The organism is Aurantibacter crassamenti (genome assembly GCF_016811105.1).
GTDB lineage: Bacteria > Bacteroidota > Bacteroidia > Flavobacteriales > Flavobacteriaceae > Aurantibacter_A > Aurantibacter_A crassamenti.
The window spans coordinates 1,369,858-1,386,064 of record NZ_JAFBGM010000001.1 but is presented as its reverse complement, the minus strand read 5'-3'; the positions used below and the strand labels follow the sequence as shown (position 1 = coordinate 1,386,064).

The following is a 16,207-nucleotide window of genomic DNA, read 5'->3' as shown; positions in this document are numbered from 1 at the left end:
TTATACAATTGAGAAATCAAAGTGTCATTGATTGATGATTTAAAAGTTTATTCCATTGGCAATTAGTTTTAGTTTATTAATTAATTGTAATTATATCTTTGTTGATTGTATACTTTATACCATGATAGATTTTTAAATTTTCTAGTACTCTATCTAAGCTTACTTTACCAAAACTGGCATTGAACTTCACTTTTGATAGTTTTTGATTTTCATTAATGATAGTAACTGCATAATGGCGTTCCAGTTTTTTGAGAATGTTATCAAAAGACATATCTCTAAATACTAATTCTCCGTCCATCCAAGATGTATACGTATTTGTGACTACAGCCTCTTTTGTGAATTTTTTATTTATGGGGTTAAAACTTGCCTTAAAACCTGGGGCTAACATAGTAGCCGTATCTTCTTGATAAATTTTTCCTCTTTCATATAAGCCTACTGAACCTTCAACAAGTACTATCGCTGTTACACTATCTTCAGGATAAGCTTGAACATTAAATTGTGTACCTAATACCCGAATATTAATATCATTTACATTGACAATAAATGGGTTCAATGAATCTTTAGCAACGTCTAAAAAAACTTCACCTTCAACATAAACCTCTCTATTTTTACCTTCTAAGAATTGAATCGGATATCTTAATGAAGATCCTGCATTAAGATGTGCTATAGTACCATCAGAAAGTAGAATTTCAAAAGTTTTACCATGTGGAATATTAAGGGTATTGTACACCAATTTTTCTACAGGAGCCTCTGTACCTTCATAAATCAACTTACTTTTATTTTGTCTACCCAGCACAGCCCCTGATTTATCAAACACATCAACAACACTACCCTCATTTAAAACTTTTACCGTGCCATCATCAAGCTCTAATGTGATAGCATTTTCGTCAATTGAATTTAGTTTACCGCCGGTTGGAGACCAATAGATATAACTAACAGTAATAACTCCCAAAAAAACCGCCGCTACCGCGCTAACAAGTTTCCAGTTTTTTACTTTTTGTGTAGAATTTAAATGTTTTGAAATATCAGCCCATGTTGAATCTTTCAAATATTTTTTTTGCGACTCACTTTCAAAATGTGGTTGATTAGATTTGGCTGCAAGTCTGACTTGAAACTCATTAAGAAGCTGCTGCTCATCATCTGTCAGCGTACCTTCAATGGATTTCTCCATCAATTTTCTAAACTTTTTTTCCTGCATATAAGTATGACCCCAAAATGAGTTAATACTCACATTGATTATTCGTATTTAACATTTTATTAACAATTTTATTTTTAAAAAACCAATGAGAATAGCACTTCCCATTCTATATGATATGCAGCAGCAACTATGACTAAGGGATGAAAAAAATAAGAATTGTGGCAAGACTATGGCGTAGATACTTAATTGCCAATGAAATTTGATTTTCAACAGACCTTTTTGAGATTCCTAGTTTTGAAGCTATTTCATCATTACTATAGTCTTCAAATCTGCTCAACTCAAAAATTTCTTTACAACGTTGTGGTAGTTCATTCAAAGAATGCCCTATTAGACTTTGTGTGGCCTCTAAATCATACTGCCTACTAATATCGGATTCTGTAATGGGTTGTAGTTTTTCAATTATTTCTAATTGTACACTATCAAACTTTCTATTTCTATAATATTTAAAGCACCCGTTCTGTACAGCCTTAAAAATATAAGCTTCAAAGTTCTTAATTTCTATCTCTTCTCTTTTCTGCCACAATTTTATCCAAATATCTTGTACAAGATCTTTAGCAACACTTTCATCACCAACAATAATTTTTGCCTTAACAATCATTGGCTCCCAATATATTTCAAACAATTTTCGGAAAGCTTTTTTGTTACTTTCTTTAAATGCTCTTAAAAGCAATTTATTTGTTTGAACCTTTTCCAACGACATCTGAATGCTGACTTTAACTCTTTAAATGTAACGTTAAGTTGTCAATATTCAAAAGTGATAGATGCCCTTTCTTTATAATTATTATAATTTCTTAAAAAGAAATAAACATTATGATTAGAAAGTTATTTTTGAAGCTTAAAATGATTGTACTATTTAAGGAAGTTTGTTCGTAAAATTCATCATTCGTAGACAAAAAAAAATTCAAGTAAAAATTTTCATAACACTACTCTTTAATTCCAAAAACTAAAAAGAAATAACTATCTAATTTTCCATCAAAAGTTTTACGCAAAATATTGAATGCTTTGCTCAAGTGGCCTTCAACAGCTTTAATAGAAACCTTCTTGTACTCTGCAATTTCAACGTTACTTAACCCATCTTGTTTGCTCAGCAAAAAAACCTCTTTACACTTTGGTGGAAGATTTTGAATTTCTCGTTTTACTAATGTAATAACGCGTTCAAGTGAGCGCTCATCATCCTCTTTTACGGTATCTGTAATGGCATCAATATATTTTTTTTCTAATGGAAAAAATGGTTTTTGTTTTCGATATTGATCAATAAACTCATTATATACAGATTTGTACAAAAAACTATTAATCGAAAAATCAGTCTTTAATTTTTCCCGTTTGCGCCAAGTACGTACAAAAACATTTTGAACTATATCTTCTGCAAAATCTTGATCATGAATAAGGGTAAATGCATAAACACAAAGCTTATGGTGGTACGTATCAACTAAATAATTGTACGCCTTTGAATCACCACTTTTTAAAGCATTAATTAATAACGTGTTGTCAGAATAATCTTCAATCATATGATAATATAGCAGTAATACGCATTATTTATTACGAAAATAAAAAAAAATTACACAAATGAGTAGGGTATTGAAAAAATCGCACGTATTACAGAAAACAAGCATATTTAATGATTGCCCCTAAAACAGAAATTTTAATTGTAAAATTCATCACTAATCAGGCCTCTATTTCTGAATTAGATGAATTGGAGAAATGGTTACTAGATTCTGATAATGAAAAAGTTTTCAAAGCTTATGTTAAAACAAATTACGCCATTGATTACAACATGAAAAAGTTCGATTCAAAAAAGGTAAAGAACAAATTATCAGAAGAAATGGCTAATGAAATAAAAGTCATTAAACTGAAAAGAAGGCGCAAAACTATATACTATTATGCAGCTGCTGCTTGTATATTAGGGATTATAGCCTCAGCATATTTGTACAAATCAAATGCACCAATCAAAGCTATTGAAAGTGCCCCAACCACTGTTACAATAAACGATATTATTGAGCCGGGTACAGATAAAGCGGTATTAACACTTGAAGACGGGTCTAAAGTAGAATTAGGAAAATCAAGCTATTATGATACGCAAGATGCAAAAAGCAATGGTGAACAAATTGTTTACAATAAAGCTAAACTCAATCAAGCTGAAGTTAAATACAATTATTTGACAATACCTCGTGGCGGTCAATTTCACATTAAATTATCAGATGGAACACAGGTTTGGCTTAACTCTGAATCGAGATTAAAATATCCTGTAAACTTTATTGCAAACAAAACTCGAGAAGTTGAACTTATTTATGGTGAAGCCTATTTTGATGTATCACCCAGCACTGAGAATAATGGGTCAAAATTTAAAGTCCTTAATAAAAGCCAAGAAATTGAGGTTTTAGGAACCGAATTTAACATCAAAGCTTATAAAGATGAGCACAAAATATATACCACACTGGTTGAAGGTTCTGTAGCTGTGGGCAATGGAAATGAACAGCAGAAACTCTTGCCTAATCAACAGGCAAAATTAAATATTGAAGAACGCACCTTTAAAGTCTACAAGGTAAATGTATACAATGAAGTATCATGGAAAAACGGCATTTTTAGCTTTAGAGACAAACCCTTAAAAGACATTATGAAAGTAATATCACGCTGGTATGATGTTGATGTTGTTTTTGAAACGAAAGGATTAGAAGAAGTAACTTTTAAAGGAGTGCTTGGTAAAAATCAAAACCTTGAAGAAATATTATCTGCTATAAAAACCTTAAGTATAATCCAAAACTATGAAATACATGAAAAGAAAATAATTCTAAAATAAGAACTTATAGTATGACATAAAAGAAAGGGGACCGAGTAAACACCGGGAAAGTATTTATCTCTCAATCCCCTTGTATTGATTACTAATTAATTAAAATGTTTAACTAACTAATAACTACCAAATTTATGAAAATTAATTTGCACAATGTCTTATCCTATTTTAGGAGAGGATTATTAATAAACATTATGAGAACCTTTATTTTTCTAACACTTACCACGGTATTTAGTTTTGCACCTAATTCTATATTATCACAGAACTCAAAAGTCAAAATAGATGCCAACAAAACTATTAGTGTTGATGAGGTATTTGACATCATAATGAACCAGACAGACTACAAGTTTATTTATCAAGAAGGTATTTTTGATACATACCCTAAAGTTCATGTCAAAAAAGGAACCATTCTAGCTAATAAACTATTAAAAAAGAGTTTATCAAGCGGTGATTTTAACGTTGTTGTTACTGAGAATAATACTATTCTAATAGAACAGTCAGTAGTAAAACAGGTGAAAATTGTTCAGCAACAAGAAGTTACTGGCACCGTCTTAGATCAAGACAATCAACCACTACCTGGTGCAAACGTTATTGAGAAAGGCACAACTAATGGAACACAAACCGACTTTGATGGTAATTTTACTATTAACCTAACAGATGAAAACGCTGTTTTAGTTATTTCATACATAGGTTTTGCTGCCAAAGAAGTAGTTGTAGGAGACCAAACTGATTTTTCTATTACGTTAGAAGAAGATGCGGCTAGTTTAGATGAGGTAATCATAGTTGGATATGGTGCCCAGAAAAAAGTGAATTTAACAGGTGCTGTAGATGATGTCTCTGGTGATGTACTTATTCAAAGACCAGCAACAAATTCTGCAAACTTACTTCAAGGGCGTATTTCAGGTGTTGACGTAATTCAACCTAGTGCAGAACCGGGTCAAAATAACCCAATAATACAAATTAGAGGACAAGGTTCATACGGCGGCAGCAACGACCCATTAATTTTAATTGACGGAGCTGCTGGATCACTTGCTAATTTAGCACCTGACATGATTGAAAATGTTACTGTTTTAAAGGATGCAGCTTCTTCTGCTATTTATGGCGCACGTGCTGCGAACGGTGTTATACTTGTTACAACTAAAAAAGGTGAAAAAGGAAAACCTGTTGTCAGCTATAGAGGTAATCTTTCCATACAATCACCAACTGCGCTACCTGATTTTGTAGATAATTCTGCTGAATATATGCAAATGTTTAATACAGCATATTCTCGATCTTTCCCAGGAGAAACCTACTATCCGCAATCAGAAATAAGCAAATACCAAGATGGTACTTACCCATGGAACTTTAATTCAGTAGATTATTGGTTCAAAGATGCTACTGTACATAATCACAATCTGTCTATATCAGGTGGTGGTGAAAAAAGTTTATACAATTTTTCAGTATCTGCTCTAACCCAAGATGCAATGGCACCGGGGTATAAATTCGATCGTTATAATGGATTATTTAACTATTCTATAGATGTTAGTGATTGGTTAACCATGAGTACTTCATTTAACCTGACTACCACTGAAGATACGCGGCCACCTATGATGAACTTATTTGTACCAATGTACATTTATGCAACTTCACCTCTTAGCCCTCCTTATCTTCCTGATGGGCGTGTTGCAGGTGAAGCTTATGTAGGCGAACAACAGATTCAATACAGACAGTCGCCTCAAGAAGTATTTGATTTAATAGGAAACCAGTATTTCAACACCAACAATTTAAATGCACATTTAAATTTTGAAATCAAACCTTTTAAAGGATTGACTTGGAATACAAAGTTTGCGATGAACTATCAATACAGATATTTCAAAATGCATCAGAAATCATACAAAACATATTTTTGGCATAACGTAGATATTTTTCCAGATGACGGAATAGATGTTCTTCCAAACAATCAAAACTTTGATGCATTAAGTGCTGAAGTACCTGGCTTAACTGATGAGCATATGACCGAGTCTACTCCTACTATATTCTCAACATTAGCATATGACACTAAATTGGGTGCAAACCATAATTTATCTGCTATGGCTGGTTATGAACAAGTTAGTTTCAAACGTAGAATATTAAGAGCCAACAGACCAAACACGGTTGCGCCTCACTTAACAGAAATTCAAGCGTATTCATCAGATGGTGAAAAATTATTCAATTCACATTTTCGACTGGCAGGATTAGAACGACCTGAAGAATGGGCTATTCGATCATATTTCGGTAGAGTTGCATATAACTTCAAAGAAAAATATCTTTTTGAAGCGAATTTAAGATATGATGGTACTTCAAAAGTTTCTCCTGATTACAGATGGGGATTATTTCCTTCTGCTTCCGCAGGATGGGTAATATCCGAAGAAAATTTCATTAAAGAAGGTGCAGATTGGTTAGACCAATTTAAAATTAGAGCATCATACGGTAGACTAGGTAACCAAAATATTGGCTCATATCTATATCACAACAACCTGTCTATTAATTCTGTTTATGCTTTTGATGAAGACAATGAAGTTTTGCAAGGTGCAAATTTAACTTCGTTTAGAGATCAGAGTTTACAATGGGAAACTACAGAGGTGACTGATATTGGTGTTGATATTAAAATTAAGAATTCATTGTTAGGTGTCTCTTTTGATTATTTCAACAAGAATACTTACGACATTCTCGCTTCTGTTCAAATACCAAGAAGTACTGGGCTTGAAAACCCAACAGTAAATAATGGTGAAATGAACAATAAGGGTTTTGAACTTGAGTTGACACATGCAAATCATATTGGCGAACTTTATTATAATGCGAATTTTTTACTTACCAAGTACAAAAATGAAGTAGTTTCTATTTATACACCTAGCACTGGTAGTACAATTAGAGATGTTGGTTTTCCGTATGATGAATTCAATTTATATGTGTGGGATGGAATTTTCCAAGAGTCAGATATAGCTAGTGGTAATTACCCTATTCATGAAGGCAACCAAACCCCAAGAGCAGGTGATTTAAAAATGAAAGATGTAGATGGCGATGGCGATATTGATGCTGACGACCGAGTTCCGATTAGTGGTAGGTATCCAGATTTTACATATTCGTTTGGATTAAATTTCGAGTACAAACGTTTCGGACTTAATCTATTTTTTCAGGGAGTTCAGGGTAGAAAAGCGCTTTTACAATATTGGACACCTAATTCACCTTTTGGTTCAGGAATTCCACCAACGAAAGATTGGCGTAATGCATGGACACCACAGAACCCTACCAATGAAATGCCTGCATTACATATGGATGGTTATACAGGTGTGTCTGCATATGGTAGTTCTACCTATAATTTACATGACACTTCATATTTAAGATTGAAAAACGTGATGTTTTCTTATAATCTACCACAAGAAGTTACGCAAAAATTTCACGTGAAAGATTTGCTACTATATGTTTCTGCTGACAATCTCGTCACGTGGACAGGCTTTAAAAATCAAGACCCTGAAAGACACCTATCAAGTTTTTCTACAGTGTTTTTGAGTTGGCCTCAGGCGAGAATACTTAACCTTGGTTTAAATGTTAAATTTTAGTTTGAAATGATGATTATGAGAAAATATAATAATATACCAAAATGGATAATTAGTGCTGCCTTAGTGGTTACCACATTCTCTTGTGATAAAGATTTTCTAGAGAAAAATCCGTTAGATAGTTTGTCAAGCGAAACTTTTTGGCAAAATGAAGATCATGTAATTACTGGATTAGCTGGTGTTTATGCCACCTTAACAGACAATTACTTAGGCTATGAAAGGGTTTATTTTGAATGCCTTTCTGATAATGCTGCAAATGCTTTACCAAATTTTGAGCAAGCCAATTTATATGAAATGACCATAGGTGCGCTTAGCGCTGCATCGGGCGGGGCTTTAAATAATATGTTTTCACAACCCTATAAAGCAATAACGGCAAGCAACTATTTTCTTGCTAATGCAGATAAGGCTCTTGTTGATCCGCTGCTTACTGAAGCAGAATTAGATGTTTATAAAGCTGAAGTTCGGTTTGTACGGGCATTGGCCTATTTTGATGTAGTTCAGTTATGGGGTGAAGCACCGCTTTATACTGAATTTCCCGAAAATTTAGAAGAAATGTCTGTTCCTAAAAGTTCATCTGCTGATATTTATCAATTAATTGAAGATGATTTGAATTTTGCAATAGCAACCTTACCAGACGCCGCTTATTCAGGCCATGCTGTCAAAGGAAGTGCTCAAGGATTATTGGGTAAAGTTTTATTGACCCAAGAAAAATGGGCTGAAGCAGCTGATGTTCTAAAAATATTAATTGATGGTGGCAAATTTCAAATAGCTGATAGTTATAATGATATCTTTTTAAAAGCAGGGCAAGCAAACCCTAGTGTTAAGCGAGAGATTCTCTTTTCAACTAAATACAGCGCCAATGATGTACATAGAATTGATCCGGTACCGGCTGGTTTGTATCTTGAGTTAGGTCAGCAATATTATTTGCAACCATTTGCAGATTTAGCTGACGCCTACCAAATGTCAAATGGCGATGATCCAAGTTCAACGACTCTACCTTCAGAAAATTATGAAAATAGAGATCCGCGTTTAGATATGACGATAAAGTTGCCTAACGAATCTTGGCCTAACCATGTTCCTATTTTTTCTTCAACCACAGGTTTTGTCATGGAAAAATACGTTGACCTTAGTACAATGCCATTAACCTCTGAAGATGCATTTGAATCTGACAATGACTTTGTGCATTTGCGATACGCAGACATTCTTTTGATGTATGCTGAAGCCAAGAATGAAGCAACTGGCCCTGATGGAAATGTATATGACGCTTTAGATGAAGTACGTGGTAGAACAGGAGTAGACATGCCTGCTGTTGATCGCACAGTTAACGCCGACCAAAGTGTTTTACGCGAATTTATCAGAAATGAAAGAAGGGTAGAACTTGCTTTAGAAGGGCATCGATATTTTGACATTAAACGTTGGAGAATTGCGCAAGCCAATTTAGATGGCAAACCAACAACCAATGGCAATACCATGGTATTTAAAGAGAATAATTACAAATTACCCTTCCCGCAATCAGAACTTGATTCAAATCCTGAATTGGTTCAAAATGAGGGTTATTAAAAGTTAAAATGAAGTATGTAAAAGAAAACTAGTAAGCACACACATTACTATTTTTCTTTATAAAGAGAGTTGTTTTGAGTTAGTTTGGAAAGGACGTCCGGAATTGCATATAGCAAAATCCGGACGTATCTTTCTAACACTAAGAAATTTACCACAAACAAAATAAACCTACTTTATACTTAAGTTATATTAATGACCAAATAAATACATAATTTAAAGGCAACCTAAGTACTAAAAAACAAAGAACAATGATAAAATACATAGCAGCTACTTTTATAGTATTGATTTGCACCACATTTGTTTTTGCCCAAGAAAATGGCTTGGTCGCAAATACGAATAGCCCCTATTCAAAGCTAAAAAGTGTAAATCTTGAAGATGTAAAATGGACCAATGGTTTTTGGAAAGAACAGTTTGATATTGAAACCCAAAACACCTTGCCATACATGTGGAATTTATATCAAAACGATTCTATAACCCACGCTTATGCAAATTTTAAAATTGCTGCTGGCCAAATGGAAGGCAAACATAAAGGGCCATCTTTTCATGATGGTGATTTCTACAAAATACTTGAAGGCATGGCCACTGCGTATGCCATAACAAAAGATCCAGAACTCGATAAAGAAATGGATATTGCAATTGCATTGTTCGCAGAAGTGCAACGCAAAGATGGCTATATAAACACACCTGTTTTAATTGGCGAACGTTCGGGTAATATGAGTCCAGAGCAATTGGCAAAACAACTTGGTTTTGAAAAATATAATATGGGTCATTTAATGACCGCAGCATGCGTACATTATAGAGCTACGGGAAAGGATAATTTTTTAAATATAGCAAAAGGAGTGGCTGATTTTTTATATGATTTTTATAAAAAAGCATCACCTGAATTGGCCCGTAATGCGATATGCCCATCACATTATATGGGAGTTGTAGAAATGTACCGCACCACAAACGATCCACGCTACTTAGAATTAGCTAATAATCTTATTGATATTAGAGGCACTACCAATGATGGTACAGATGACAACCAAGATAGAATTCCCTTTAGAGAACAAACCTCAGCTATGGGGCATGCCGTTAGAGCCAATTATCTCTATGCAGGTATTGCTGATTTATATGCTGAAACTGGCGAAGAAATTTTACTGAACAATCTAAAATCTATTTGGGAAGATGTAGCGTATAGAAAGATGTACATAACAGGTGCCTGCGGTTCATTATATGATGGGGTGTCACCAGACGGAACGGTTTACAAACCATCAATCGTTCAGAAAGTACACCAAGCTTATGGCCGACCCTTCCAGTTACCCAATGCTACTGCACATACTGAAACCTGTGCCAATATCGGAAACGTATTGTGGAATTGGAGAATGCTACAGCTCACCGCCGATGCTAAGTATGCCGACATTGTTGAACTGGCTTTATATAATAGTGTACTATCCGGCATTAGCCTTGATGGAGATGAATTCTGTTATAACAATCCACTAAATGTTTCTGAAAAACTTCCTTTTGAACAACGCTGGGGAGATTTTCGTGAAGGTTATATTTCCAAATCAAATTGCTGCGCCCCTAATGTTACCCGCACAATGGCACAGGTTGGTAATTACGCCTACAATCTTTCCGATGAAGGGCTTTATGTAAATTTATATGGAAGCAACACCTTAAAATCTAAAACCCTAAATGGTGAGACAATAGAAATTGAACAACAAACTAATTATCCGTGGGATGGTAAGGTTGTTTTAAAAATTGTAAAAGCACCTAAGAAAGCGTTTGCTTTTAACTTAAGAATACCAGGTTGGAGCGAAGGCGCAACCATAAATGTTAACAATGAAAATATTGAAGCATCAATAGTTACTGGAAGCTATTCAAAACTGAATAGAAAATGGAAAAAAGGTGACACTATTGAACTCAATATTCCAATGCCTGTTCAATTAATGCAGGCAAATCCGTTAGTAGAAGAAACCAAAAATCAAATAGCTGTAAAACGCGGACCTATAGTTTATTGTTTAGAGTCTGAAGACATTTCAACATCCGTAGACATCAATAAAATTTTATTAGATGTAGATTCTGAGTTTACTACTAAAACCATCAATATTAGCAATAGAAATATCGTTGGTATTTCTGCAAAAGCTTTTGTTCAAAGTGACGATTGGACTAACAAATTATATCAACCAATTTCAAAATCAAATGAAGCAGTTGACATAACATTGGTACCGTATTATAGTTGGGGAAATCGTTCGCAAAAAGAAATGACCGTATGGATGGGTCATTGATTGAGAACTAATTATCACAAGATTGATGGAAAGAATTTTAGCAGAATATTATATCGAAACACCCTATGATGTTGAAAAAGCAGCAGCTGTATTGGCAGGTGAGCAATCTTCAGGAACCTTTGTTAATGTGCCCGGAGAAACAGCCGAATTAAAAGAACGTTTTGCAGCAAGAGTAGAAGATATTCAATTATTAGATAGTACCCCTGAACCCTCTATTCCAGGCAATGTTATTCCAAATAAAGCATACCAACGAGCTAAGGTAAAAGTGAGTTGGTCTGTTGAAAATTTCGGTTATAATCTGCCCGTTTTAATCAGCACACTTCAAGGTAACTTATATGAAATTAGTCAATTTACTGGGCTAAAATTAATGGATATGGAGCTTCCAGATTCATTTAAAGAACATTACAAGGGCCCAAAATTTGGCATTAAAGGTTCTAAAAAATCTTGTAATGTAACAGCAAGACCCATCATCGGAACTATTATAAAACCTAGTATTGGCTTATCTGTTGAAGATACTGTTACACTCGTAAAATCTTTGATTGCTGCTGGAATCGATTTTATTAAGGATGATGAATTGATGGGGTCTTCAGCAAATTCTTTTTTTGATGATAGAGTTAAGGCAATTATGAAAGTCATCAGAGAAAATGAGCAGCGCACGGGTAAAAAAGTTATGTATGCATTTAACATCAGTGACGAAATTGATGAGATGCAACGCAAGTACGACTTAATTGTGCAAGAAAAAGGTAGTTGCGCCATGGTTAGTATTAACAGTGTTGGGTTAGCTGGTACTAAGAAAATTTGTGACCAAGGCAAATTGGTTATACATGGCCATCGGAATGGATGGGGCATGTTAAACAGACATCCATTATTGGGAATCGAATTTCCGGCATACCAAAAAATTCAACGCTTAATTGGGGTAGACCAACTGCACGTAAATGGAATTGAAAATAAATTTTGGGAGTCTGATGCCTCGGTTGTTACTTCAATTAAAAGTTGCCTAAAGCCATTTTTAGGTGGTTATGAAATAGCTCCAGTAGTATCTTCTGGCCAATGGGGTGGGCAGGCATTTGAGACCTATAAAAGAACACAAACTACCGATTTGCTCTATATGGCTGGCGGTGGAATTTTGGCACATCCAATGGGGCCTGAATCAGGAGTAACTGCTTTAAAGCACGCCTGGAAAGGTGCTGTAGAAGGTTTATCTATTGAAGAAGTTGCACAAAAATCTGCTGAATTTAAGGCTTCGGTTCATAAATTTTCAAAACAATGAATCTAAAGAAACCATTATTACTATTATTCTACGGCGATGACTTTACCGGTTCTACAGATGCTTTGGAATTTTTGACCCTTGCTAGGGTAAAAACCGCTCTTTTTCTTAGAACACCAGAACCAAAAGATTTAGATCGATTTCCAGGTATACAAGCAATTGGATTAGCAGGAAAAAGCCGGTCAATGTCACCCTCAGAAATGGAAGATGAACTCACGCCTTCTTTTGAAAACATAAAACGTTTGAATCCGATGCACTTTCACTACAAAGTATGCTCAACATTTGATTCTGCACCACATGTTGGAAATATTGGTAAAGCTATAGAAATAGGTAGCACCGTATTTAATCAAAAAACGGTAATGGTTTTACCTGCAGCTCCGCATTTAGGTAGGTACTGCATTTTCGGAAATCTATTTGCTAAAATGGGGACTATAGGAGATGGTGAAATTTATCGCATTGATAGACATCCTTCTATGAGTAATCATCCAGTTACACCGGCTGATGAATCAGACTTAACATTACATTTAGCCAAGCAAACTTCTAAATCTATTAAACTCGTCAATATAAATACTATTGAGAATGGTTCTGATGCAATTCTCGATGCTGTTTCAAAAAACAAACAAACAGAAATTCTATTCTTTGACGGATTAAATAATTCACATTTAAGCACTATTGGTACTGCCCTTAATGAATTAGCAAAAGAGCAAACTTTGTTTTCAGTTGGGTCATCTGGCATAGAAATGGCACTAGGCTTAGCATGGAAATCTCAAAATATAATAGAAACAAATGCTTCTTTTAAAACGCTAGGCGAAGCAGGCCCCATTTTGGTCTTATCAGGTAGCTGCTCGCCTGTGACAGCTAATCAAATAACTTATGCTTTGGATAATGGATTTGAAGAAGTTTCTCTTACCAGTGATGCGGTTAATCAAGAGTATCATGCCAAAATAATTGAAGCAACAGCCAATCAATTAATTGCGAATTTAAATAATGGTAAAAGTTGTATTCTTCACACTAGTATTGGGCCGAATGATTCGCGAATAGCAGAAACAGAATTATATTTTAAAAAGCAAGGTTTAGAAAAAGATGACATACAAAAAGCATGTAGCAAAATGTACGGACGCATCTTAGGCCAGATTGCAAAAAAGGTGATATTCGAAACAAAGTTGAAGAGAATTCTTTTTGCTGGCGGTGACACATCGAGCTACGCGGCTTCAGAATTGAACATAACAGCTTTACAGATGATTGCGCCTTTGGCACCAGGCGCACCACTATGCAAAGCTACTTCAGATGATTTAAAAATAGATGGATTAGAATTAAATTTCAAAGGGGGGCAAGTAGGCACCCAAGATTATTTTTTAAAAGTTTTTAAAGGGAAAAAATTATGAAGAAAAGAACATTAGGATTTGTACATACCTCGGCAACATTAGTGCCTTTATTTCAGCAATTAACAAACGAGTATTTATCAGATGTAGACACGTTCAATATTGCTGATGATAGTATTATTAAAGATGTCATAAAAAAAGGAGAACTAACTCCAAATACAGCCGCAAGAGTCGTTAATCATATTCAAGCAGCTGAGGCAGCTGGTGCAGATGTAATTTTAGCCACTTGCTCATCTATTGGTTCAGCCATAGAAACTGCAGCAACATTATGTAACATTCCTGTTATAAGAGTGGATCAGGCTATGGCGGATGAAGCTGTACAAATAAGTGATAAAATTGGAGTAATAGCTACCTTACCCACTACTCTTGGACCTACTAGTGATTTGGTAAAAAGAAGAGCTGAAGCTGCTGGAAAAAAGGTAACAATTACATCAATTTTATGCGAAGGTGCTTTTGAAGCTCTAATGAGTGGAGATGCTGCAAAACATGATGAAACGGTTGCAACTGCACTAAAATCATTAATAAAAGAAGTAGATGTTATTGTTCTAGCTCAGGCATCTATGGCTCGTGTTGTAGACACCTTAACAGAAGATGAAAAGTCTATTCCTATTTTGGCAAGCCCTGCCATTGCGATGAAAAAACTTGCAGAAACACACCTAAAATAGGACTGACTTATGCAGAAGTACTTTCTTTGGGCTGCCTTACTATTATTTGCAATCTCTGGTTTTGGCGCTTTACAGGAAATTGAAACACTCTGGAAAGCAGCCTTAATTTTAGGCTTCTCAAGTTTAGCTATTGGGGTTGGACATATAAAATCTTTAGCAGGTTATCAATATACCTTCTGGATAATCACCGCAGTAATTGCAGGAATGTTACTTCCCAATTTCTTTTTAAATATGGGTGGTATTGATTTGCGAAACAAATGGTTAATTCTCATCATTATACAATTGGTAATGTTCGGTATGGGAACCCAAATGAGTATCAAAGACTTTATAGGTATCCGTAAATCGGGAAAGGGTGTATTAATTGCTTTAATAGGCCAGTTCACCATTATGCCAGTAATAGGTTTTATTATTGCCAAAACATTTGGGTTCGATGCAGAGATAGCGGCAGGTATTGTATTAATTGGCTCATGTAGTAGCGGTTTGGCGTCAAATGTTATGACCTATATCGCTAAAGGTGATTTAGTTTTATCCGTAACAGTAACCGCCATTTCTACCTTAACGGCCCCAATAATGACGACTTTTTTAATGAAACTATTTGCAGGGACATTTATTGAGATAGACTTTCTTAATATGATGATGCAAATAGTTAAAATTGTTTTAGTGCCATTGTTTGCAGCAATGATACATGATATTTTAAAAAATTATGGAGCCAAAACAAGAAAATTAATCACCTTTTCGGCTGCAATAGCAGGCATATGGCTACTCATAGCATTCATTTTTAGAAATGCCTCAGCATTATTAGAATCAAGTTCCCTTAGTTCTGCATTCGAAATAACAAACTTCATATGTGGATCATTAGTTGCAGGCTATTTATATAATCTGCTTTATAAAACGCTACCTAATTTAGACAAGTTCATGCCCTACCTCTCTATGTTTGGTATTGTATATTTTACCTTGGTAACCACAGCAGCTGGAAGAGATAATTTAATTGAAATTGGCGCTCTGCTGTTTGTTGCCGCTGTTTTACACAATGGTTTTGGATATTTCTTAGGATATTGGTTAAGTAGAGTAAGTGGTTTAAATAAAAAACAAAGTCAAACCATTGCGTTTGAAGTAGGTTTACAAAACGGGGGCATGGCATCCGGTTTGGCAGGAGCCATGGGTAAACTAGCAACGCTTGGATTAGCCGCAGCGGTTTTTAGTCCTTGGATGAATATATCAGGATCCTTGTTGGCAAATTATTGGCGAAAGAAGGATAATAGGTAATTCTGTCTACAAAAAGGGATAAACACAATTTCAATAAAACAAACTCGGTTTCCTATATTAAAAAAACATGGCCACTTTTTAATTGTTAAAATTATGAATCATTTCGGCGCGTAAATTGCCGACGAATTCAAAATATCATTCTAAATAATTACCAGTACTGAACATTACTATTTTTAGAACAATTATCAACTACAACGCTAAAAGCCCCTAAAATTAACATATTGACAAAATTGTCCATG

Annotated in this window: 11 protein-coding genes; 8 read left to right on the top strand and 3 right to left on the bottom strand. The window is 34.8% G+C overall.

The features are described from left to right. Positions 1-76: 76 nt before the first annotated feature. The 3 genes from JQC67_RS05705 to JQC67_RS05695 form a co-directional block, all read right to left on the bottom strand. A complete protein-coding gene (locus JQC67_RS05705) occupies positions 77-1,171 on the bottom strand; it encodes a FecR family protein (protein ID WP_203251884.1) in 1,095 nt (364 codons plus the stop codon). Positions 1,172-1,331: 160 nt separating this feature from the next. After that, positions 1,332-1,898, bottom strand: a complete 567-nt coding sequence (locus JQC67_RS05700; protein WP_203251883.1) for an RNA polymerase sigma-70 factor — start codon at positions 1,896-1,898, stop codon at positions 1,332-1,334. Between the two features lie 223 nt (positions 1,899-2,121). Next, entirely contained in the window at positions 2,122-2,706 is a 585-nt protein-coding gene (locus tag JQC67_RS05695) for an RNA polymerase sigma factor (RefSeq protein WP_203251882.1), read from the bottom strand. Positions 2,707-2,816: 110 nt separating this feature from the next. Here JQC67_RS05695 and JQC67_RS05690 point away from each other — a divergent pair, with 110 nt between their 5' ends. The 8 genes from JQC67_RS05690 to JQC67_RS05655 all read left to right on the top strand — a co-directional run bounded on the left by JQC67_RS05690 (position 2,817) and on the right by JQC67_RS05655 (position 15,968). Continuing rightward, entirely contained in the window at positions 2,817-3,995 is a 1,179-nt protein-coding gene (locus JQC67_RS05690) for a FecR family protein (protein WP_203251881.1), read from the top strand. Between the two features lie 185 nt (positions 3,996-4,180). Then, positions 4,181-7,564 (top strand): SusC/RagA family TonB-linked outer membrane protein, encoded by a 3,384-nt coding sequence (locus tag JQC67_RS05685; protein WP_203251880.1) that lies wholly within the window; start codon positions 4,181-4,183, stop codon positions 7,562-7,564. Positions 7,565-7,579: 15 nt separating this feature from the next. Beyond that, on the top strand, positions 7,580-9,121 hold the full coding sequence (locus JQC67_RS05680; RefSeq protein ID WP_203251879.1) for a RagB/SusD family nutrient uptake outer membrane protein: 1,542 nt from the start codon (positions 7,580-7,582) through the stop codon (positions 9,119-9,121). A 248-nt stretch (positions 9,122-9,369) separates the two neighbouring features. Next, complete coding sequence (locus tag JQC67_RS05675; RefSeq protein ID WP_203251878.1) at positions 9,370-11,388, top strand: aceric acid hydrolase; 2,019 nt, start codon at positions 9,370-9,372, stop codon at positions 11,386-11,388. A 25-nt stretch (positions 11,389-11,413) separates the two neighbouring features. Beyond that, positions 11,414-12,658, top strand: a complete 1,245-nt coding sequence (locus tag JQC67_RS05670; protein WP_203251877.1) for a ribulose-bisphosphate carboxylase large subunit family protein — start codon at positions 11,414-11,416, stop codon at positions 12,656-12,658. Beyond that, positions 12,655-14,040: a four-carbon acid sugar kinase family protein gene (locus tag JQC67_RS05665; RefSeq protein WP_203251876.1), complete on the top strand. Its 1,386-nt coding sequence runs from the start codon at positions 12,655-12,657 to the stop codon at positions 14,038-14,040. Before JQC67_RS05670 ends, JQC67_RS05665 begins: the two co-directional genes overlap by 4 nt. Further along, the gene (locus JQC67_RS05660; RefSeq protein WP_203251875.1) at positions 14,037-14,702 is read left to right on the top strand and encodes an aspartate/glutamate racemase family protein; all 666 of its coding nucleotides are present in this window, start codon (positions 14,037-14,039) and stop codon (positions 14,700-14,702) included. The genes JQC67_RS05665 and JQC67_RS05660 overlap by 4 nt, the downstream gene beginning before the upstream one ends. Before the next feature lie 9 nt (positions 14,703-14,711). After that, a complete protein-coding gene (locus JQC67_RS05655; RefSeq protein WP_203251874.1) occupies positions 14,712-15,968 on the top strand; it encodes a bile acid:sodium symporter family protein in 1,257 nt (418 codons plus the stop codon). Positions 15,969-16,207 lie beyond the last annotated feature (239 nt).

Bases quoted from the DNA above. Each gene is read 5' to 3' on its own strand.
- JQC67_RS05705 (WP_203251884.1), bottom strand. From the start codon at position 1,171: ATGGAGAAATCCATTGAAGGTACGCTGACAGATGATGAGCAGCAGCTT.
- JQC67_RS05700 (WP_203251883.1), bottom strand. From the start codon at position 1,898: ATGTCGTTGGAAAAGGTTCAAACAAATAAATTGCTTTTAAGAGCATTT.
- JQC67_RS05695 (WP_203251882.1), bottom strand. From the start codon at position 2,706: ATGATTGAAGATTATTCTGACAACACGTTATTAATTAATGCTTTAAAA.
- JQC67_RS05690 (WP_203251881.1), top strand. From the start codon at position 2,817: ATGATTGCCCCTAAAACAGAAATTTTAATTGTAAAATTCATCACTAAT.
- JQC67_RS05685 (WP_203251880.1), top strand. From the start codon at position 4,181: ATGAGAACCTTTATTTTTCTAACACTTACCACGGTATTTAGTTTTGCA.
- JQC67_RS05680 (WP_203251879.1), top strand. From the start codon at position 7,580: ATGAGAAAATATAATAATATACCAAAATGGATAATTAGTGCTGCCTTA.
- JQC67_RS05675 (WP_203251878.1), top strand. From the start codon at position 9,370: ATGATAAAATACATAGCAGCTACTTTTATAGTATTGATTTGCACCACA.
- JQC67_RS05670 (WP_203251877.1), top strand. From the start codon at position 11,414: ATGGAAAGAATTTTAGCAGAATATTATATCGAAACACCCTATGATGTT.
- JQC67_RS05665 (WP_203251876.1), top strand. From the start codon at position 12,655: ATGAATCTAAAGAAACCATTATTACTATTATTCTACGGCGATGACTTT.
- JQC67_RS05660 (WP_203251875.1), top strand. From the start codon at position 14,037: ATGAAGAAAAGAACATTAGGATTTGTACATACCTCGGCAACATTAGTG.
- JQC67_RS05655 (WP_203251874.1), top strand. From the start codon at position 14,712: ATGCAGAAGTACTTTCTTTGGGCTGCCTTACTATTATTTGCAATCTCT.